Here is an 18,617-nt window from a genome sequence, read left to right as displayed (position 1 = left end):
GTCAATCCGCTCTAGCCTGACGGTATTCGCTTACCCGCAGGACACCCGACCATGTCACCCCTCACCCGCTTACTCGCCAGCTTTATCGCCCTGATGATGGCCATGGGCATTGGCCGCTTCGCCCTTACCCCGCAAATGCCCCACTTGCTCAGTGAAGGCCAGATCGACCTGACCGGCGCCGGACTGATCGCAGCGGCCAATTACCTGGGCTACTTCGTGGGCGCGGTGGATTCGATTTTTGCGCGCAGCCATCACCATGTGCGGGGTCGCCTGTATGGCGGGCTCTGGTTGTGCGTGTTGCTGACCCTGGCGTCGTACTGGGCCCAGGGTTTCTGGCCTCACATGCTGTTGCGCTTCGGTACCGGCGTTGCAAGTGCCTGGGCATTGGTGATGATCACCAGCCTGAGCCAGCCGCTGGCGATTGCCGCCGGGCGTGCACGCCTGGGCGCCCTGGTGTTCGCCGGGCCGGGGCTGGGGATTGTGTTGACCGGGTTGCTGGCGCTGGGCTCCAACCTGTTGGGCCAGAGCTCAGCAACCTTGTGGCTGATCTATGCGGTAGTGGCGCTGGTGATGCTGCTGGCAATCTTGCCCTTCCTGCCACAGCCGTCCGCCGTCACTGCGCCTGTTGCAAGCCACGCCGACACGGCCAGCAACGGCAGCATTACTCACCTGTGCTGGATCTACGTGTTGTTCGGCCTGGGCTACATCATTCCGGCGACCTTCCTGTCACAGATGGCCAGCGCGCAATTCAACGGCGCCTGGCAGGCTGATCTGTTCTGGCCCTGCTTTGGTTTGGCCGCGGCGATTGGGGTAGTGGTCGCAAGCCTGCGTCCCAAGGACCCGGACACCACCCGCCGCTGGCTGATGACCACGTTGTGGCTGCAGGCGGCCGGGGTATTCGCCTGCCTGCTGGGTAACGGTTGGGGCCTGGCGCTGGGGGTGTTGCTGTGCGGCGGGCCGTTCCTGGCCTGCATGCAGTTGGTGATGGCGCGCCTGCGGGACGTTGCGCCCCACGGCTATCAGCGCAACACCGGGCTGCTGACCGCCAGCTTTGCCATCGGCCAATTGAGCGGGCCGTTGCTGGCGTCGGTGAGCAGTCACCTGAGCGGAGGCCTGCAACCGGCGTTGGTGATTGCCGGTGCAGGCCTGTCAGTGGCGGGAGGGGTGTTGGTCAGCCGGCGACCAACGGTGCCGGCGCACGAACCTGCTCACGCCGCGCCAACACCAGGAAAAACAGCCCACCCAGGAAGCAGCCGGTGAACCAGGCAAAGTTAGCCATGCCCTGCAACGCCGGCGTGAAGGTGATCGCAACACCTGCCAGGGTCGCGGGCACCAGCGCCTTGACCGCCGTCCAGTTCACACCGCCGTCGAAGTAATAGCGCCCGCTCGGGCTGTCATCGAACAGCGCGTCCACGTCGATCTTCTGCTTTTTGATCAGGTAGAAGTCCACCAGCAGAATCCCGAACAGCGGGCCGATAAAGGCCGCGAGGATATCCAGGGTGTAGTGGATCATCAGCGGGTTATTGAACAGGTTCCACGGGGTGATGAAGATCGACGCCACCGCAGCGATCATGCCGCCGGCGCGCCAGCTGATCTTGCTCGGCGCGACGTTGGCGAAGTCGAACGCCGGGGACACGAAGTTGGCGACGATGTTGATGCCGATGGTGGCAGTCACAAATGCAAAAGCGCCCAGCAGCACCGCCATGCTGTTATCAATGCGCGAGACGGTCGCGATCGGGTCATGGAGCATTTCGCCAAACACCGGCAAGGTGCCCGAGACGATCACCACGGTCACCAGGGAAAACGCCAGGAAGTTCACCGGCAGGCCCCAGAAGTTGCCGCGCCGCACGTCCTGCATGCTGCGGCAATAACGGCTGAAATCACCGAAATTCAGGGTCGGCCCGGAAAAATACGACACCACCAGCGCCGTCGCCACGATGACCTGGCCAAACGCCTGCCAGCCCGACAGGGATTTTTCCGCCAGGGTAAAGCTGATATTCGCCCACCCTGCCTTCCACACGATCCAGCCGGCCAGGGCAAACATCACCGCATAGACCACCGGCCCCGCCCAATCGATAAAGCGGCGGATGGACTCCATGCCGGCCCAGAACACGGCCGCCTGCAACACCCATAAACTGAGGAAACCAAACCAGCCCAGGTAAGACAGGCCGGCAAAATGCGGCTCTGCAAACACCGCCATCTGTGGGAAAAAGCGCAATACCACAATGATCAAGGCACTCGACGCCAGGTAGGTCTGAATCCCGTACCAGGCCACCGCAATCAAGCCGCGAATCACGGCAGGAATATTCGCGCCGAACACACCAAACGCCAGCCGACAGATCACGGGATAGGGCACGGCGGCCTGCTGGCTGGGCTTGGCCACCAGGTTGGCAATCAATTGCACAATGCAAATGCCTGCCAGCAAGGCAATCAACACCTGCCAACTGGCCAGCCCCAAGGCAAACAGACTGGCGGCGAACACATAGCCGCCCACGCTGTGCACGTCACTCATCCAGAAGGCAAAGATGTTGTACCAGGTCCACTTTTGCGGCAGCGGCCCCAGGTCCTGGTTGTACAGGCGGGGGCTGTAGCCTTTGGGCAATTGTTCGGTCATCGCGGGCTCCTCGTCATACCGGCCTGCGCTTCCGTCACGGGGGTGCATACGGGAGGCGGCATGGTTTGTATACGAGATAGTCAGCAGAATACGTGCCAATAGCACACAATCCCTCTGCAACGGCGTTCCAACGGGGTACATAGGGGTTTAGTAACGGGGACTGCGCTCAGCAACGGTGCAGATTAATCCTGTACACAATCACTGGTGCACCCGATGTGCACACAAGTACCCGACCGTGCAGCAGGCCGCTGTGAGGAACGTGCCCCAGGCCATGTCCATCACCGCCAACCCGCCGGACCAGCCTTGCAGCGTGGCCCAATTGCTCAGGTCATAGGTGCCGTAGGCCACCAGGCCCAGCAATGCACCCAGTCGCGCCGCGCGCTGCCAGCTGGCACTGGGCAAGACCACGAACACCACGCAACCGAGGACATATAGGAGATAGAACAGCACTGCGGGCAACAGGCGAGGCTGATCGAGCATCAGCGGGCCCAGCAGGGATTTGTAGGTCGGGCCCATAAGGACGCCAAGCCAGAGGCCGTCGAGGACCAGGAAGGCAAGCAAGGTGCCGAGGTAGGCAAAGACAGACTTCTTGGACATTGATGCAGCCTCTGTAGGAGCGAGCTTGCTCGCGAAAATATTCCAGGCGCATCACGGTGTCGGATGGACCTTTTTCGCGAGCACGCTCGCTCCTACAGAAGAGCAAACCGCACTCAGCTTAGTTCAATGCGATCCGCGTGAATCACGATCTGGCCCTGCTTGTAGAGTGCACCAATGGCTTTCTTGAAGTTGCCCTTGCTCACGCCAAACAAGTTGCTGATCACCGCCGGGTCGCTCTTGTCGCTGAGCGGCAAACTGCCGTTGTTTTCACGCAACTTGGCGAGGATCTTCGAGTTGAGGCTGGACGCCGCTTCCTGGCCGACCGGTTGCAGGCTCAGGCTGATGTTGCCATCGGCGCGGATCTCTTTGATAAAGCCTTTTTCTTCCTTGCCCGGGCGCAGGAACTTGAATACTTCGTTCTTGTGGATCAGGCCCCAGTGCTTGTTGTTGATGATCGCCTTGAAGCCCATGTCGGTGGCTTCGGCGACCAGCAGGTCGACTTCCTGGCCTACGATGTAGTTGGCCGGCGTCTTGTCCAGGTAGCGGTCGAGGCGTGCGGTCGCGGTAATACGCTTGGTGTGTTTGTCGAGGTAGACATGCACCACGCAGTATTCACCGGCGGTCAGCTGACGTTTCTCTTCCGAATACGGCAGCAACAGATCCTTTGGCAAGCCCCAGTCGAGGAACACGCCAATACTGTTGACTTCCACGACTTTCAAACTGGCAAATTCGCCGACTTGAACTTTCGGCTTTTCGGTAGTGGCGATAAGTTTGTCATCGCTGTCCAGATAAATGAAAACGTTAAGCCAGTCTTCATCTTCACTGGGAATATCCTTGGGGATATACCGATTAGGCAAGAGGATTTCGCCATCTTGCGCACCATCGAGGTACAAACCAAAGTTAGTGTGTTTAACCACTTGCAAGCTGTTGTAGCGCCCGACTAAAGCCATTTCCAATACCCTCATTGCGTGGGCGGCATTCTACCCGAGTTGCCCTCGCCGCGCGCGCGCGCCTGAAAAATCGCGGGTTTGCCTGGCGTTCCAGTGGCACCGCCCCGCTCGTCCGATCATTCGGCTGAATTTTGCCACGCCACCGGTGCCGGCTCAGCCCGTGGTTTCGAGTTAAAACAGTAAGTTAGGGGTTTATTTCAAAGATGAACTTTGGCTGTTTTCCGCCGCCGCGCTTATTCCCGGGGGATATTTACCAAGCAATTGTCAAGTATTTCCTGTACGATGCCTGGCCAAGTTAATTTTCTACAGGTTAGTGGCCGCCATGCGTGTAAAAGCATCCAACAGCAAAGCAAAGCCAGCTCCCGCCGTTGAAACCAGCGAATCGATCAACAGCCAGATTGCTGCTTTCCTCAAGTCCGGTGGCGAAATCCAGCAAATTGCCAAGGGCGTGAGCGGCCAGACTTTCGGCCCGTCCAAGCAGATCAGCCTGGGTAAAAAGTAATACCGCGCAGCACATCTGGTCCCTAAGCGTCTTGCCTTCAAGGCGCTAGGACTAGAGCCCGAAATACCCTCTCGCGTCACCTTCAGAACGTGCAAATCGACGAACGGGCCTCACCTCCTGGCATTCGCCGGTATGCTTGCACACGTCTAGCACGGGCATCTGCCCTATTTTTCCGTTACTGCTCCTCGCTTTTCATGGAGTGAAGCATGCTTAAACGCTGCATTTTCGTGGCCAGTATCCTGGCGGCCAGCCCTCTCGCCGAAGCGCAGATTTTCCAGCGTGAACTGGGCGACTTCGACCTGAAATTGGGCACCACCCCCAGCCGTAGCATGGCCCAGGGCCTGGTCAAGCCGACCTCGCCGGGCAGTGACTCGTTCCATGGCGGGCTGGACCTGAGCCATGACAGCGGCCTGTACTTCGGCCAGTTTTCGCCGAACATGGGCCTGTCCTCGGCCAGCACCCTCGAAGTCGACTCCTACATGGGGTTCAAACACCCCTTCGACCAGACCCTGGGCTACGAAGTCGGCCTGATCCACTACAGCTACCCCAAGCTCAGCCCCCTCGACAGCCAGGAGTTCTACGGCGGTCTGAATCTACTCGGCAATCGTTTCGGCGCTTCCTTCAGCAACGACCCGGACCGCCAGGACAGCACGCTGTTCGCCGACCTCGGCGGTACCCAGCCCTTCGGCATCGGCGTCAGCATGAAATACACCACCCATCAGCTGGGCACGCCGGCTTCGGTAGAGGGCGGCACCATCAGCAGCTTCAGCGACTGGTCGGTACAGTTCTCCCGCGCCTGGAAAGGCATCGACCTGGACCTGATCTACAGCGACTCCAGCCTCAGCGGTGGCGATTGTTCGGCCTACTCCGGACACAATTCGCAATGCGATGGCCTGTTGACCCTGAAGGCGGTGCGGTCGTTTTATTGATGGGCTGAACTGTCGCGTGCGCCGCGGGTTCACATGCATTGACTCCCCTCTGCGCAAGGACACGCCCATGCTGCGTCGGCTCAAACTGCTGGTGGTATTCCTGACCCTGAGCCTGGTGCTCGCCGGCTGCAACCGCGTGGGCCTGGCCTACCGCAACCTGGACGTAATCATCCCCTGGACCCTCAACGACTACCTGGACATGAACGCCGGGCAGAAGAGCTGGTTCAACGACAAGCTCAAGGACCACCTGGCCTGGCACTGCACCACCCAATTGCCGGGTTACCTCGACTGGCTCGACCGCCTGCAAGCAATGGTCGAGAGCAACCAGGTCACCGATGCAGCGCTGCAAACCCGCACGGTTGAGGCCAAGCAGGCGATTGCCGAGGTGGCGCGGGAAATCACCCCGTCGGCGATTGAATTGTTACAAGGGCTGGATGACCAGCAGGTCAACGACATGAACGATGCCCTGGCCAAGGACCTGCGCAAACGCCAGGACGAATACCTCAAGCCGCCGCTGGCCAAGCAGATCCAGGACCGCGCCGAGCGTATGAGCAAGCGTCTGGATGCGTGGATGGGGCCACTGAGCGATAGCCAGAAGAACCGGGTAATGGCCTGGTCCATCAGCCTGGGCGAGCAGAACGAGCAGTGGATCGGCAACCGTGCCCACTGGCAGGCACAATTCATCGACGCCGTGCAGCAACGCCACAGCGCCGATTTCCCGCAGAAAATCCAGCAACTGCTGGTGGACCGCGAAAGCCTGTGGACACCGGAGTATCGCGCGGCGTATGCCCAGACCGAAGCCGCTGCACGCAGCTTGATCGTCGACGTCATGGCCGACAGCAGCGTGCCGCAACGGCTGAAACTCACCCAGAAAATCGACAAGGTCCGCAGTGACTTCCAGGCGCTCAAATGCCTGAAAAGCGCGCAGTCCTAATTGGGCGCCAGGGTGCCTAACCAGGCCACCAGCGCGAGGATCAGCGCCCCGGCCCCCATCTCCAGCACCATGCTGCGCCGTAGCGCAGCCATGGCAGCGACATAATCACCGGCCGCCACGGACCGTTGCAGAAGCGGCGTCAGGTGGAAACGATTGAGCGCCGCCAGCCCCAGCATCAGGCCAAACAGTCCCAGTTTCAGGCACAACAGGATCGCGTAGACACCGCCGGTAAGGCCGTCCAGATTCAGCCCGACCACCAACAGATAGTTGACCACCCCGGTGCCGATCAGCACCGCTACAAATCCCGCCCCCACATGCTCGAACCCCTTCAGCGCCCTTGCCAGCACCCGAACGTGATAAGCATCGTGCAAAGACGTGCACCTCGACAACAACCCGAACGCCGCCAACGCCCCGACCCAGCCACCCGCTGCCAACAGATGCGCGCCGTCGCTGAGGATGTGCCACACACCCAGCGTGCCTTCATGCATCACGCCGTGCCCGGTCCACGCCAGCGTCACCAACGCGGCGGCGCCCGACAACGCGGTCAGTGGCAGGCTAGGGCCAAGCGCAGCCACCACCAGCGCCCCCATCCGTAGCCACCACGTCACGCCCAGGTCGGTCTGCCAGAGCATCATGTGCAGATGCGGCCACAGCGTCTGCCAATCCGTTGCGCCACTCATGGCCTGGGTCAGCGCCAACAGCGACGCTATCGACAGCACTATTCCGACGCCAGCCGTCAGCCGCAGCAGGCCCCTCAAATTCAGCAGCACGCGCTCCGGCGCCTTGAGTCCGTAAAGACCAAAGAGCCCCAGGCCAAACAACAGCATCAGGTCAAGATAGAGCGCAAAGCGCAGTGTGACTTGGGTCAGTTCGCTCATGGCTGGACGCTGAACACCACGTTACCGGTAATCGGGTGCGTGTCGGATGACACTGCGCGCCAATCGACCCGGTAGGTGCCGGTAGCCAGTGCAGAAGCCGGCTTGATCAGCATCACCCTGGGGTCGGTGCTCGCCGCGACACTGGCCTTGATGGGCATCGGCGAATTGGGCATGCCGGGCATATCGGTCATGGTCAGCCTGGCTCCGGAAAACTGCGTCAGCAGGTTCTCCGAAAAGCGCAGTTCAATGACGGCCGGCGCGGCACCTTGGGCCCCGGCTGGAGGGAGGGAGGACAACAGTTTCGGATGGGCCGAGGCCGGCAGGCTGATCATCAATCCGACCCACAGCGCCCCCCCCGTTAACGCGGTTTTCAACATCGACATGCAAGGCTCCAGGCCGCTCAAGGCGGCGAGTTATAGGAATAAGAAACCGGTTAAAACCAAAGGCGCACACCGACCACCCAGCGCAGTTGGCTGATGTCCTCGTCTTCGTCGCGAGCGTATTGCGCCGTCCGCCCATAGCTGCGGTTCCAACTCACACCCACGTAAGGCGCCAACTCCCGGCGCACCTCGTAGCGCAAGCGCAGGCCCAGCTCGCTTTCCGACAGGCCTGCGCCCACCCGGCGCTGCGGATCGTTCTGCGCATAAAAATTGAATTCGGCCGTCGGCTGAAGGATCAGGCGGTTGGTCAGCAGGATGTCGTAGTCACCTTCCAGGCGTGCCGCGGTGTGGCCCGACTCGCCCACAAACAGCGTCGCCTCGGCCTCGAAGTTGTAGAGCGCCATGCCCTGCAGGCCGAACGCGGCCCAGGTCTGGCTGTCCCCGGGCTTGAAGTCCTGGCGCACGCCGCCAACCAGGTCCCACCAAGGGCTGATGGCGTGCCCCCACAACGCCTGGGCTTCGGCGCTGTCAGTGCGACCGGCGCTGCGCTCGCCTTCGCTGCGCAGCCACAGACGGTCGATGTCACCACCGACCCAACCCTTGATGTCCCAGTTCAGCGCACCACCGCCACCGCCGCCTTGCCATTCCAGCTGGTTGACCAGCAGCATTGAGTTGATGCCGCTGTCATGCACCACATGCCCGCCCGGCGCGTTATACACAGCGGCGCGATCAGCGTCGGTGAGCAGCGGGATCGGCGTACGGCTTTCGCTCAGCGCCGGAACCGCCGGGCTCATGCCTTGAAACTCCTCGGCCTGCGCCAGCGAGCCGAATGCCCACCCGGCCAGCGCGATACACACCGATAAAACCCGACGGCTCATGCTCGCGTCCTCATTCATGTACGCGCACTTCACGGAACATGCCCATTTCCATGTGGTACAGCAGGTGGCAGTGATAGGCCCAACGCCCCAGGGCATCGGCGGTCACGCGGTAACTGCGGCGCGAGCCCGGCGGCATGTCGATGGTGTGCTTGCGGACCTGGAACTGGCCGTTTTCATCCTCCAGGTCGCTCCACAGGCCGTGCAGGTGAATCGGGTGGCTCATCATCGTGTCGTTGACCAGCACCAGCCGGACGCGCTCGCCATAGGTCAGTTGCAAGGGCTCGGCATCGGAGAACTTCACGCCATTGAATGACCAGGCGAACTTCTCCATATGCCCGGTGAGGTGCAATTCAAGGGTGCGCGCGGGGTCGCGGCCATCGGGGTCCTCAAAGGTGCTGTGCAGGTCGGCGTAGGTCAGCACTCGCCGACCGTTGTTGCGCAGGCCGATACCGGGATCGTCGAGCTTGGGCACCGGGCTCATCGCCTGCATGTCCACCAAAGGGTTGTTCTGCTCTCTGGCCGGGTGGCTCTGCATCGACATCGCGCCCATCCCACTGTGATCCATGCCCGCCATATCCGGCATGTCCGCCATGGCGCCGTGATCCATCCCACCCATGCCCATGTCGTCCATGGTGAGCCAGGGGCGCGGCTCAAGTGCCGGTACGGGGGCCGTCGCCCCCGCCTGGCGGGCAAGCGTGCCACGGGCATAACCCGTGCGGTCCATGGACTGGGCAAACAGCGTGTAGGCCGCTGCCGTGGGCTCCACCAGCACATCGAAGGTTTCGGCGACCGCAATGCGGAACTCATCGACGCTGACCGACTTGACCGGCTGGCCATCGGCGGCGATGACGGTCATCTTCAGCCCCGGGATGCGCACATCGAAATAGGTCATCGCCGAACCGTTGATAAAGCGCAGGCGTATTTTCTCCCCGGCTTCAAACACCCCGGTCCAGTTGAGGCCGGGGGGCTGGCCGTTGAGCAGGTAGGTGTAGGTCTGGCCGCTGACGTCCGCGAGGTCGGTAGGGTTCATCTTCATCTGCGCCCACATCAGCCGGTCGCTGACGGTGGCCGACCAGCCCTGCTTGCCCACATCCCGTGCGAAATCGCCCACGGTGGGCTTATGCAGGTTGTAGTAATCGGACTGCTTCTTGAGGGTCTTCATCAGGGCGACGGGGTCTTCGTCGGTCCAGTCCGAGAGCATCACCACGTAGTCGCGCTGGCAGGTGAAGGGCTCGGGCTCCAACGGCTCGATGACCAGCGGGCCGTACACCCCCTGCTGCTCCTGGAACCCGGAGTGGCTGTGGTACCAGTAAGTGCCGTGCTGTCTGACCTTGAACTGATAGACAAACACGCCACCCGCCTCGATGCCCTTGAAACTCAGGCCGGGCACGCCGTCCATGGTCGACGGCAACAAGATGCCGTGCCAGTGGATCGACGTCGGCTCGCTGAGGCGGTTGTGCACGCGCAGGGTCACGGTGTCGCCCTCACGCCAGCGCAGCAACGGGCCGGGCAGGCTGCCATTGATGGTCAACGCGGTGCGCTGTTGACCCGTGAGATTGACCGGCGTCTGCTCGATAAACAGAGCGAATTCGCTGCCCGCCAGCACCGTGGGCTCGCCCGCACTTGTCAGCGCCCATACCGGCGTGCGCCATAGCCCGAGCCCGCCCAGCAGGCCGCCGGCGGCCAGGCCTTTGACGAAGGTTCGTCTGGAGGTAGTAGAGTGCATGCCGATTCAAGTCCGTCAGTTGAATGGCAGCAGATTAGGGGTCGCCGGCTGTCAGCAACCTTAGCGGCAGATTACCGATCCGACAGTTTCGGCGTGCCCGGCACCGCCTGGGTGCCGGGGCATGGAGGGGTCAGGCAATCTGTGCCTTGGACGCCACCTCAGCGAAGGTCGCCGGATCCAACGCATCGGCCTGCTCATCCAGCACCTGGCGCGGGTGATCGTTGCCCGGGATGGAGCTGTCGATCAGCGCCAACAGCTGCGCGCCCAGGGCGGTCAGAATGAAATTCTCTCCGTTACCGCCTTCTTCCTCAGGCCGCGACTCGATAAACCCACGCTTGAACAACAGCGCTTCATAGTCCGCGGCGGTCTTTTTAAGCGCATCCAGGTTACCGGTGGACTCGCCCGCAGTGGCCTTCTCGGCCGCTTCCTGCTCGGCGTATTTGCGTGGGGCAAAGCTGCCCTCGCCGTTCTGCACTTCATGCAGCAGACGTTCGATCAGATCCCAGTTGTAAGTCGTCATCCTGATTCCTCCTGCAGGCCTAAGGAAAGTAGCCCGTCTGTAGGAGTGACCCTGTGGGTCTGTGGCCGTTCATACCAACCGACGGGCGTCATTTCTCTGAACTTTCCAGACGTTCGCCCCCTCAACTGAGCATCACCGCCAAGGAGGTCCGACCATGAAAACCCTGATGAACCTGGCCATCGCCGCCACGTTGCTCACCGCCCTGCCTGCCTGGGCCTGCACGCCGGAGGAGGCCACGGCCAAGCGCGAGCAACTGGCCCAGGAAGTGGCCAAACTCACCGAGCAGAACCCGACCAAGGCCAAGGAGATGAATGACGAGCTGCAGAAGATGGACCTGGATACTGAAAGCGCGGAGTTCCCCGACAAGTGCCAGTTGATCGACGCCCGGCTCAAGGAATTGAAAGAAGCGGCGGCCAAGGCGAACAACTGAGGTTAAAAAAAACCGGACAACGTCCGGTTTTTTCACATCCCCCACGCCTTACTCGGCAGCGGGTGCTTCTGGCTTGCGACGCTTGAGCGGCGCCATGCCATCCTTGCTGACGAGCGACAGGTTGTCGGTCTTCGGCCGGTTGGCGATCTTGCGCTTGGTCGGCGACTTGGCACCGGCCTTTTTCTTCTCGCCCTTGGCGTCGGTTTTTTTCTTCTTCACGCCAACGGCCTTGCCCGACGCCTTGACCTTCTTCGGCCCGGTGTAGGTGCCTTTGACTTCCTTGATGGTGCGGCGCTCGAACGACTGCTTGAGGTAGCGCTCGATGCTCGACATCAGGTTCCAGTCGCCGTGGCAGATCAGCGAGATCGCCAGGCCATCGTTGCCCGCACGCCCGGTACGGCCGATACGGTGCACGTATTCGTCGCCGCTGCGGGGCATGTCGAAGTTGATGACCATGTCCAGGCCGTCCACGTCCAGGCCGCGCGCGGCGACGTCGGTGGCGACCAGGATCTTCACGCCGCCGGCCTTGAGGCGGTCGATCGCCAGTTTGCGGTCCTTCTGGTCTTTCTCGCCGTGCAGCACGAACGCCTTGTAGTCCTGGGCCACCAGGCGGCCGTAGATGCGGTCGGCGGCAGCGCGGGTGTTGGTGAACACGATGGCCTTCTGATAGGTCTCGTTGGCCAGCAACCAGTTGAGGATCTGTTCCTTGTGCACGTTGTGGTCAGCGGTGACGATCTGCTGGCGCGTGGTGGCGTTCAGGTCGCTGACGTTGTTGACCTGCAGGTGCTCAGGGTTGTTCAGGACCTTGGCGACCATCTCGCGCAGGGTCGAACCACCGGTGGTGGCGGAGAACAGCATGGTCTGCTGGCGGTTCACGCATTCAGCCACCAGGCGCTGCACGTCGTCGGCAAAGCCCATGTCGAGCATGCGGTCGGCTTCGTCGAGCACCAGCACCTCGACTTCCTTGAGGTCAAGGTTACCGGCGTTGAGTTGCTCGATCATGCGCCCAGGCGTGCCGATCAGGATGTCCGGCACCTTGCGCAGCATGGCGGCCTGGACCTTGAAGTCTTCGCCACCGGTGATCAGGCCGGACTTGATGAAGGTGAACTGCGAGAAGCGCTCGACTTCCTTCAAGGTCTGCTGGGCCAGCTCGCGGGTCGGCAGCAGGATCAGGGTCTTGATGCTGACGCGGACCTTGGCCGGGCCGATCAGGCGGTTAAGAATCGGCAGCACGAAAGCGGCGGTCTTGCCACTCCCGGTTTGAGCCGTCACCCGCAGGTCACGCCCTTCGAGCGCGAGCGGGATGGCCGCTGCCTGCACAGGCGTAGGCTCGACAAATTTAAGCTCGGCCACGGCTTTGAGCAGGCGTTCGTGCAGGGCGAATTGGGAAAACACGGGTGCTACCTCGAAGAAATACAAAAAATCAGCTGCATAGGGTACCGGTTTCGGGCGTCCAAACCGAGTGTCTTTACGCGAACGGCGCTAATCAGTTGCTTTTTTGTCAGAGCATTTGTCCACGGCATCAACTTTGTTGCACTTAAATGCTCTAATCGCGCCGTCTTGTCTTACAGAAGAATCGGTTTCATCCATGGATATCAAACAGCTCTGGCTCAACGTCCAAGACCTCTGGGGCACCCTCGACGAACACCCGCTGCTGCATGCCAGCCTCGGTTTCCTGGTGTTGCTGGTGGTGGCCCTGCTGCTCGGACGGGTGGCGCGTTACCTCATCCTGCACGCCGTCAAATTGCTCGGCCGGCAACCGGCGCTGCACTGGCTCAACGACCTGCGGCACAACAAAGTCTTCCACCGCCTGGCGCAGATGACGCCTTCGCTGGTGATCCAGTTCGGCCTGTACCTGGTGCCGGACCTGAGCAAGACCGCCATCCTGTTTATCGGCAACGTGGCCCTGGCCCTGACCATCCTGTTCCTGATGCTGGCCATGAGCGCCCTGCTCAACGCCCTGCTGGACATCTATGCGCGCACCGAACACGCGCGTACCCGCTCGATCAAGGGCTACGTGCAGTTGGCGAAGATGGTGCTGTACGTGTTTGGCGCGATCATCATCGTCGCGACCCTGATTGACCGTTCGCCACTGTTACTGCTGTCGGGCCTGGGTGCGATGTCGGCGGTGATCCTGTTGGTCTACAAGGACACGCTGTTGTCGTTCGTCGCCAGCGTGCAATTGACCAGCAACGACATGCTGCGTGTCGGCGACTGGATCGAAATGCCCCAGGTCGGCGCCGACGGCGATGTGGTGGACATCACCCTGCACACGGTCAAGGTGCAGAACTTCGACAAGACCATCGTCTCCATCCCGACCTGGCGCCTGATGTCCGAATCGTTCAAGAACTGGCGCGGCATGCAGGCCTCGGGTGGGCGACGCATCAAGCGCAGCCTGTTTATCGATGCCAGCGGCGTGCGCTTTTTGCGTGACGATGAAGAAGTACGCATGACTCAGGTGCACCTGCTCACCGACTACATCGGGCGCAAGCAGGCCGAACTCAAGGCCTGGAACGAAACCCAGGGCAATGTGGCGGCGATGTCGGCCAACCGTCGACGGATGACCAACCTCGGCACCTTCCGCGCGTATGCCCTGGCCTACCTCAAAAGCCATCCGGACATCCAGCCGAACATGACCTGCATGGTGCGCCAGATGCAAACCACCGCCGAGGGCGTGCCGCTGGAGATCTACTGCTTTACCCGCACCACCGCGTGGGCCGATTACGAGCGGATCCAGGGGGATATTTTCGACTACCTGCTGGCCGTGTTGCCGGAGTTCGGATTGAACCTGTACCAGCAACCCAGTGGCACCGACTTGCGCACCGGGATACTGGCCCTGGCAGGCACTGCCCGAACCTTGGAAACCCCGGAGTAGTGACAACGATATCGACGAGGGGCTGGGAAGCGCCTCGTCGCTATCTATATAGGACGATGGGCGCAACCGTATTCATCTAAACACGACCGATAAAAGCCAGCATCTATCTATAGCCGCTGCTGCCGATTATTCAACGGGCCCACCCCATAAAGAAAATTTCTCCTACGCCTTTAGTGAATTTCACTACTTGCGCGCACTATTTCTAATCTGTTTTAAAAAAAATCCACGCCTTAGCATCTGGCCATCAAACAACGCCAGCAAAAGGCCTCCCTCATGTTATGGACAACTCAGCTTTCCGATAATGCAGCAGACTTTGTATTAAGTTCGAATGCCGAAGCATTGACCCACTATTGTGGTGCTGGCGCCTTTGCTCAACCCCACGATTTTTATACCCAAAACCCCTACCAGCGCCCTTCGCGGCCGCAGGACGTCACCGATTCAATCATCACCACCTGCCTGACCAGCGACCAGCTTTCAAACAGCCAGCATCTATTGGCACAGCGGTTGTTATTGAATATCTACGAACAAGACCTGGTCTTCTTGCCCAAGCCGCCATTGGAACTCGACTTCAAGGCGTTCAAGCGTTTCTATGATCCCCAGCACGCGGCCAGTGGCAAAAAGATCCGCCCGTTGCTGGAACACTACTTGTACAACTGGCTCAAGGAAGAAGTACATATCAATGGCCCTTGGTGCCTGGACTCTTTTATCGCCCACACCGATAAAGTATTGGATGACGTCGCCCGATCCGAGTCCAAACTCCATGAAGTACTGACCACCAGCCGCCACCCCGAGCGAGCCGCCAGGTTTTTCATGACGCAGTGTGCGGGAGACTTCCTCAGTGAAGCATCGGCCATGGCCCGCAACGTACTGGGTAACAGCGGTGTGTACACCAGCGAATTGTTCAAGATCCTGATCGACGAGTACGGCTACGGCGTCGACAAAAAGAAGCACAGCACCATTTTTGAAGACATGCTCCAGGACATGGGCATGTCCCATCACGTGCACCACTACTGGCAGTTCTATACGCCGGCGTCGCTGTCGCTCACCAACTACTTCCACTATGTATCGGCCAACCATGGCGAGCTGTTCCGCTATATCGGCGCCATGTACTACACCGAAGCCACGTTGGCGCTGACCACCAAGCACCAGTCACGCGCGATCAAGACCATCTTCAACGGCAGCGTCTCCACGGACTATTTCGATGAGCATGCCCACATCGATGTGCACCACGGAAGAATGGCCCTCCAGCGCCTGATCATTCCCATGATCAAGCAGTTCGGCACCCAGATCATCCCCGACCTTATTCGCGGCTTTGAAGAGTTCAGGCTGCTTCAGGACATCGCCGACGAAGAGTTGTATGCCCATATCAACTGGCATGACGCGTTCGATGAGCATCGCGCACAGGCAGCGGCGCTCCAGGGCCACAAACCCGTGGACCTGAGGATTACCGAGACCGAACACGAGCTGTCGGTGCTGCATACCCACCCGAATGACGAACTGTTCTGGGTCGAATCAGGCGAGCTGGAGTTCGTCGCCAGCCCCGAACTGACGGTGCGCCTCAAGGCCGGCGAAGGCGTGGTGATTCCCAAGGGAATGCTGCACGGCACCCGCATCACCAGCCCGTCCTGCACGTACACCGTCACCGCCATCTGAGTAGGCAACCCAATGAAAGCCATCAGCCTGAATCTCGACCACGCCAACTTTGTGGCCGTGGGGGAAAGAACCTACTTTCTCAAGCGTCACGCCTATTCGACGCAATTGCTGCCCACCGCATGCCCCCACCGTGGCGGCCCGCTGCACATGGGCGAAGTGACAGGCGACGGCCAAAGCGTGATCTGTCCCTGGCACGACAATGCCTACAAGGTCTGCAACCTGGAAAAAAAGGCGCTGCCCACCGTGCGCGTCATGAACCAGATCAGCACCGTCGTCGGCGACACCGAGCGCTGTGTGCCGCTGCTTAAAATCTCCCGTTACGACTGATGAAGCCCATGAATACTAAATCGACATTGACCGCGTTCTATTCAATCGTGACCCTCTTCACCGGCCTCGACATGGCGATTGTCATCGCGATGGTCTGGTTCGGCCTGGAGACTACCGGTTCGACATTCCTGGTCGGCGCCACCTTGTGCGTGGCCACCGTGGTGCCCTATTTGTGCGAACAGTACATCGGCAAGTTCTTTACCATTGAACTCAGCCTGAAACGGCTGCTGTACATTCGCCTGGCGGCCTTCGCCGCAGTACTGGGGCTGTCGTTTACCCAGGCCGCCTTGCTGCCCATCGGCTTCCTGGCCATCGCGTTCGTGGTGGGCGTCACCGACTACTTCACCATCAGCACCCTGGAATCGAAAAATACCAAGCTGGTTCTGGCCGGCCTCACCGACAGCGATACCTGCGCGCGGTTGATGCAAACCTCCATCCAGATCGGTGCCTTCGGCGGTGCGCTGCTGGGCGGGTTGATCGTGGATGTGTTCTCGGTCAACCAGACGCTGCAGATCATCAGCCTGGCGGCGATCCTCTCGCTCGCGGCCATCCTCCTGGTGGCCGACAACCCCAACGAACACACCGCCGAACAGGCCACAGGGCCCTCCACTGCGCGGCCGCTGGACCTGCCGCGCAACCTCTACATCCTGATCATCGTGTTGAGCATGATCGGGTTCCATATCGGCGCGTTCAACAGCCTGGTGCCCATCGTTTTTCAAAAGCTCAATGAGTGGAATGCCACCCTGTTCGGCGTCGCCAGTGGCCTGGCCGGCCTGGGCGCCTTCAGCGCCGCGGTATTGCCGCGCATCAAGCTCAACAGCTACGGGGCCATCTCGCTGGTGATACTGGCGGACGTGGCAATCGTCTACTTCCAGAACCTCTACGTGATGATGGCCGCGGCCTTCCTGCTGGGTTTTTGCATCAACAGCCTGCGGATCCAATTGCGTAAAACCCTGATCGAGTCGGCGCCCAACGCCCGGGTAGCCGATGTGATCGCGGCCAAGAGTTCGCTCTACTACCTGCTGGTCAGTGGCTCGGCACCGATGATCCTGACGTTCTTCACCACCTCGGGATTTCTCGGACTCGAAGGCGCCCGCCTATTGATGATCGTCTCCGCCGGCCTGTTGGCCACCGCCGTACTGGCATGGAAACTGACCCCGGCCGCCGCGCCCACGGCCACCACGGAATAAGGAATGCACGACGTGAAAACCGTACTCATCGTTGACCCGTTCTCCACGGGCAAACTCTACGCGCCCTTGCTCAACGCACAGGGCATACGGTGCATCGCCGTGATCTCCACGCGCGCCTTGCCTGAACACTTCACCAACGACTTGATCACAGAGAACTTCCATGAGGTGTATGCCTGGGAAGAGAGCCTGTTGATTACCCTGGAAGCCTTGTCACCGAGCGCCGTGATCGCCGGTTGCGAAACCGCGATCTACCTCACGGACTACCTGACGGAGCTGCTCGACATCCCGGGCAACAGCCGTATCACCAGCGACCTGCGACGCAACAAATTCTCCATGCAGCAGGCGCTGAAAAAATACCAGTTGGCCCACATCGATTCGCACTTGCTGAGCTCACCGAGCCGCATCGGCGAAGTTCTGGGCAAACTCGACCAGGCGGCCACCTATGTGGTCAAGCCGCTGAACTCGGCCGCCACCGAAGGCGTGGTGTTTGCCCAGGGCAAGCGCGAAGTGGAGACCGCCTTGAAAAACGCGGCCTGGCAGCAGAAAAACGACCTGGGCGAAGTCAATCTCGGTTTTATCGTGCAGTCGTTCATAGCGGGACCGGAGTACGTGGTGGACATGGTCGCCTTTGACGGCACCTACGTCGTTGCCAGCGTCTGCAAGTACACCAAGATCCAGAAGAACGGCAGCATGTTTGTCTACGAAAGCCTCGACACCCTCGACCCGCGGGCTGAAGAACTGCAACCGCTGACCGATTACGCGCGCCAGGCGGCAGCGGCCCTGGGCGTGCGGGTCGGGCCGATTCATATGGAAATCATCTGGTCTGAGGCCGGGCCGGTGATGATCGAGGCCGGCGGTCGCTTGCACGGCGGCATCGCGCCCCTGCTGTTCCAGCAGGTGTATCACCCCGACTTGCTGTCACTGTCGATCGACAGCTACCTCGGCCACCCACGCCCCCAGGCCGATGCGGTCAGCCAGATCAGCCATGGCCGGATCGGTTTCTTCTGTTCCGATGAACGCCATGCCTTCGCTCCGCCCTCACCCCAGGCCATACAAAGCGCCCAGGCGGACGAGGCCTATTGCGGGCACCGTTATTTCATCGGCGCCGGCGATACCACGCCGGTCACGATCGACTTCGCCACCTGTCCAGGGCTGTTCTGGCTGCAAAGCCCTTCGGCGCAGCAACTGGACACCAGTACCGCCAACCTGCGAAAAAAACTGTGGGGCTAAGGTT

Annotated in this window: 19 protein-coding genes; 10 read left to right on the top strand and 9 right to left on the bottom strand. The window is 60.8% G+C overall.

What is annotated here, in order from left to right:
- The first annotated feature begins 51 nt into the window (after positions 1–51).
- Positions 52–1,260: an MFS transporter gene (locus C8K58_RS11955; RefSeq protein ID WP_027603781.1), complete on the top strand. Its 1,209-nt coding sequence runs from the start codon at positions 52–54 to the stop codon at positions 1,258–1,260.
- Here C8K58_RS11955 and C8K58_RS11950 read toward each other — a convergent pair.
- The 3 genes from C8K58_RS11950 to C8K58_RS11940 form a co-directional block, all read right to left on the bottom strand.
- The gene (locus C8K58_RS11950; RefSeq protein ID WP_027603780.1) at positions 1,172–2,614 is read right to left on the bottom strand and encodes an NCS1 family nucleobase:cation symporter-1; all 1,443 of its coding nucleotides are present in this window, start codon (positions 2,612–2,614) and stop codon (positions 1,172–1,174) included. The genes C8K58_RS11955 and C8K58_RS11950 overlap by 89 nt on opposite strands.
- Before the next feature lie 198 nt (positions 2,615–2,812).
- Positions 2,813–3,211 (bottom strand): DUF2177 family protein, encoded by a 399-nt coding sequence (locus C8K58_RS11945; protein ID WP_108573760.1) that lies wholly within the window; start codon positions 3,209–3,211, stop codon positions 2,813–2,815.
- A 113-nt stretch (positions 3,212–3,324) separates the two neighbouring features.
- Positions 3,325–4,161 (bottom strand): S1 RNA-binding domain-containing protein, encoded by an 837-nt coding sequence (locus tag C8K58_RS11940; RefSeq protein ID WP_108573759.1) that lies wholly within the window; start codon positions 4,159–4,161, stop codon positions 3,325–3,327.
- A gap of 322 nt (positions 4,162–4,483) precedes the next feature.
- Between C8K58_RS11940 and C8K58_RS11935 the strand changes: the two genes are divergently transcribed.
- The 3 genes from C8K58_RS11935 to C8K58_RS11925 all read left to right on the top strand — a co-directional run bounded on the left by C8K58_RS11935 (position 4,484) and on the right by C8K58_RS11925 (position 6,526).
- Positions 4,484–4,663 (top strand): hypothetical protein, encoded by a 180-nt coding sequence (locus C8K58_RS11935; RefSeq protein WP_003193095.1) that lies wholly within the window; start codon positions 4,484–4,486, stop codon positions 4,661–4,663.
- Positions 4,664–4,869: 206 nt separating this feature from the next.
- Positions 4,870–5,592, top strand: a complete 723-nt coding sequence (locus tag C8K58_RS11930) for a TorF family putative porin (RefSeq protein ID WP_027603777.1) — start codon at positions 4,870–4,872, stop codon at positions 5,590–5,592.
- Positions 5,593–5,659: 67 nt separating this feature from the next.
- Positions 5,660–6,526, top strand: a complete 867-nt coding sequence (locus C8K58_RS11925; RefSeq protein ID WP_027603776.1) for a DUF6279 family lipoprotein — start codon at positions 5,660–5,662, stop codon at positions 6,524–6,526.
- On the opposite strand, the gene copD is transcribed toward C8K58_RS11925, so the two are convergent.
- The 5 genes from copD to C8K58_RS11900 all read right to left on the bottom strand — a co-directional run bounded on the left by copD (position 6,523) and on the right by C8K58_RS11900 (position 10,908).
- Positions 6,523–7,404: a copper homeostasis membrane protein CopD gene (gene copD, locus C8K58_RS11920; protein ID WP_108573758.1), complete on the bottom strand. Its 882-nt coding sequence runs from the start codon at positions 7,402–7,404 to the stop codon at positions 6,523–6,525. The two genes, C8K58_RS11925 and copD, sit on opposite strands and share 4 nt — an antisense overlap.
- Entirely contained in the window at positions 7,401–7,787 is a 387-nt protein-coding gene (gene copC / locus C8K58_RS11915) for a copper homeostasis periplasmic binding protein CopC (protein WP_027603774.1), read from the bottom strand. Before copC ends, copD begins: the two co-directional genes overlap by 4 nt.
- A gap of 50 nt (positions 7,788–7,837) precedes the next feature.
- Positions 7,838–8,662 carry a copper resistance protein B gene (locus C8K58_RS11910; protein ID WP_108573757.1) on the bottom strand — a complete coding sequence of 275 codons (825 nt, stop codon included), beginning with the start codon at positions 8,660–8,662 and terminating at the stop codon, positions 7,838–7,840.
- Positions 8,663–8,672: 10 nt separating this feature from the next.
- Complete coding sequence (locus C8K58_RS11905) at positions 8,673–10,388, bottom strand: copper resistance system multicopper oxidase (RefSeq protein ID WP_027603772.1); 1,716 nt, start codon at positions 10,386–10,388, stop codon at positions 8,673–8,675.
- Positions 10,389–10,518: 130 nt separating this feature from the next.
- Entirely contained in the window at positions 10,519–10,908 is a 390-nt protein-coding gene (locus C8K58_RS11900; protein WP_017134854.1) for a hypothetical protein, read from the bottom strand.
- A gap of 154 nt (positions 10,909–11,062) precedes the next feature.
- On the opposite strand from C8K58_RS11900, the gene C8K58_RS11895 reads away from it, so the two are divergent.
- On the top strand, positions 11,063–11,338 hold the full coding sequence (locus tag C8K58_RS11895; protein ID WP_027603771.1) for a hypothetical protein: 276 nt from the start codon (positions 11,063–11,065) through the stop codon (positions 11,336–11,338).
- Between the two features lie 48 nt (positions 11,339–11,386).
- Here C8K58_RS11895 and C8K58_RS11890 read toward each other — a convergent pair whose 3' ends face one another.
- A complete protein-coding gene (locus tag C8K58_RS11890; protein ID WP_027603770.1) occupies positions 11,387–12,733 on the bottom strand; it encodes a DEAD/DEAH box helicase in 1,347 nt (448 codons plus the stop codon).
- 193 nt (positions 12,734–12,926) lie between these two features.
- On the opposite strand from C8K58_RS11890, the gene C8K58_RS11885 reads away from it, so the two are divergent.
- The 5 genes from C8K58_RS11885 to C8K58_RS11865 all read left to right on the top strand — a co-directional run bounded on the left by C8K58_RS11885 (position 12,927) and on the right by C8K58_RS11865 (position 18,613).
- Complete coding sequence (locus C8K58_RS11885; protein WP_027603769.1) at positions 12,927–14,213, top strand: mechanosensitive ion channel family protein; 1,287 nt, start codon at positions 12,927–12,929, stop codon at positions 14,211–14,213.
- Positions 14,214–14,486: 273 nt separating this feature from the next.
- Positions 14,487–15,866 carry an iron-containing redox enzyme family protein gene (locus tag C8K58_RS11880; protein ID WP_051429301.1) on the top strand — a complete coding sequence of 460 codons (1,380 nt, stop codon included), beginning with the start codon at positions 14,487–14,489 and terminating at the stop codon, positions 15,864–15,866.
- Between the two features lie 12 nt (positions 15,867–15,878).
- Positions 15,879–16,193: a Rieske 2Fe-2S domain-containing protein gene (locus C8K58_RS11875; RefSeq protein ID WP_027603767.1), complete on the top strand. Its 315-nt coding sequence runs from the start codon at positions 15,879–15,881 to the stop codon at positions 16,191–16,193.
- Between the two features lie 8 nt (positions 16,194–16,201).
- On the top strand, positions 16,202–17,383 hold the full coding sequence (locus C8K58_RS11870) for an MFS transporter (RefSeq protein ID WP_027603766.1): 1,182 nt from the start codon (positions 16,202–16,204) through the stop codon (positions 17,381–17,383).
- A gap of 12 nt (positions 17,384–17,395) precedes the next feature.
- Entirely contained in the window at positions 17,396–18,613 is a 1,218-nt protein-coding gene (locus C8K58_RS11865; RefSeq protein ID WP_108573829.1) for an ATP-grasp domain-containing protein, read from the top strand.
- Positions 18,614–18,617: the final 4 nt, after the last annotated feature.

The organism is Pseudomonas sp. GV047, assembly GCF_003058245.1.
Classification (GTDB): Bacteria; Pseudomonadota; Gammaproteobacteria; order Pseudomonadales; family Pseudomonadaceae; genus Aquipseudomonas; species Aquipseudomonas marginalis.
Note: the sequence above shows the minus strand (reverse complement) of the source record. Positions and strands in the feature narration are given on the sequence as shown.

What these genes read in the sequence shown, in the direction of transcription:
- C8K58_RS11880 (WP_051429301.1), top strand. Translation starts at nt 14,487, where the DNA reads ATGTTATGGACAACTCAGCTTTCCGATAATGCAGCAGACTTTGTATTA.
- C8K58_RS11870 (WP_027603766.1), top strand. Translation starts at nt 16,202, where the DNA reads ATGAATACTAAATCGACATTGACCGCGTTCTATTCAATCGTGACCCTC.
- copC (WP_027603774.1), bottom strand. Translation starts at nt 7,787, where the DNA reads ATGTCGATGTTGAAAACCGCGTTAACGGGGGGGGCGCTGTGGGTCGGA.
- C8K58_RS11905 (WP_027603772.1), bottom strand. Translation starts at nt 10,388, where the DNA reads ATGCACTCTACTACCTCCAGACGAACCTTCGTCAAAGGCCTGGCCGCC.
- C8K58_RS11935 (WP_003193095.1), top strand. Translation starts at nt 4,484, where the DNA reads ATGCGTGTAAAAGCATCCAACAGCAAAGCAAAGCCAGCTCCCGCCGTT.
- C8K58_RS11945 (WP_108573760.1), bottom strand. Translation starts at nt 3,211, where the DNA reads ATGTCCAAGAAGTCTGTCTTTGCCTACCTCGGCACCTTGCTTGCCTTC.
- C8K58_RS11910 (WP_108573757.1), bottom strand. Translation starts at nt 8,662, where the DNA reads ATGAGCCGTCGGGTTTTATCGGTGTGTATCGCGCTGGCCGGGTGGGCA.
- C8K58_RS11925 (WP_027603776.1), top strand. Translation starts at nt 5,660, where the DNA reads ATGCTGCGTCGGCTCAAACTGCTGGTGGTATTCCTGACCCTGAGCCTG.
- C8K58_RS11875 (WP_027603767.1), top strand. Translation starts at nt 15,879, where the DNA reads ATGAAAGCCATCAGCCTGAATCTCGACCACGCCAACTTTGTGGCCGTG.
- C8K58_RS11885 (WP_027603769.1), top strand. Translation starts at nt 12,927, where the DNA reads ATGGATATCAAACAGCTCTGGCTCAACGTCCAAGACCTCTGGGGCACC.
- C8K58_RS11900 (WP_017134854.1), bottom strand. Translation starts at nt 10,908, where the DNA reads ATGACGACTTACAACTGGGATCTGATCGAACGTCTGCTGCATGAAGTG.
- C8K58_RS11940 (WP_108573759.1), bottom strand. Translation starts at nt 4,161, where the DNA reads ATGGCTTTAGTCGGGCGCTACAACAGCTTGCAAGTGGTTAAACACACT.
- C8K58_RS11930 (WP_027603777.1), top strand. Translation starts at nt 4,870, where the DNA reads ATGCTTAAACGCTGCATTTTCGTGGCCAGTATCCTGGCGGCCAGCCCT.
- C8K58_RS11895 (WP_027603771.1), top strand. Translation starts at nt 11,063, where the DNA reads ATGAAAACCCTGATGAACCTGGCCATCGCCGCCACGTTGCTCACCGCC.
- C8K58_RS11950 (WP_027603780.1), bottom strand. Translation starts at nt 2,614, where the DNA reads ATGACCGAACAATTGCCCAAAGGCTACAGCCCCCGCCTGTACAACCAG.
- C8K58_RS11955 (WP_027603781.1), top strand. Translation starts at nt 52, where the DNA reads ATGTCACCCCTCACCCGCTTACTCGCCAGCTTTATCGCCCTGATGATG.
- copD (WP_108573758.1), bottom strand. Translation starts at nt 7,404, where the DNA reads ATGAGCGAACTGACCCAAGTCACACTGCGCTTTGCGCTCTATCTTGAC.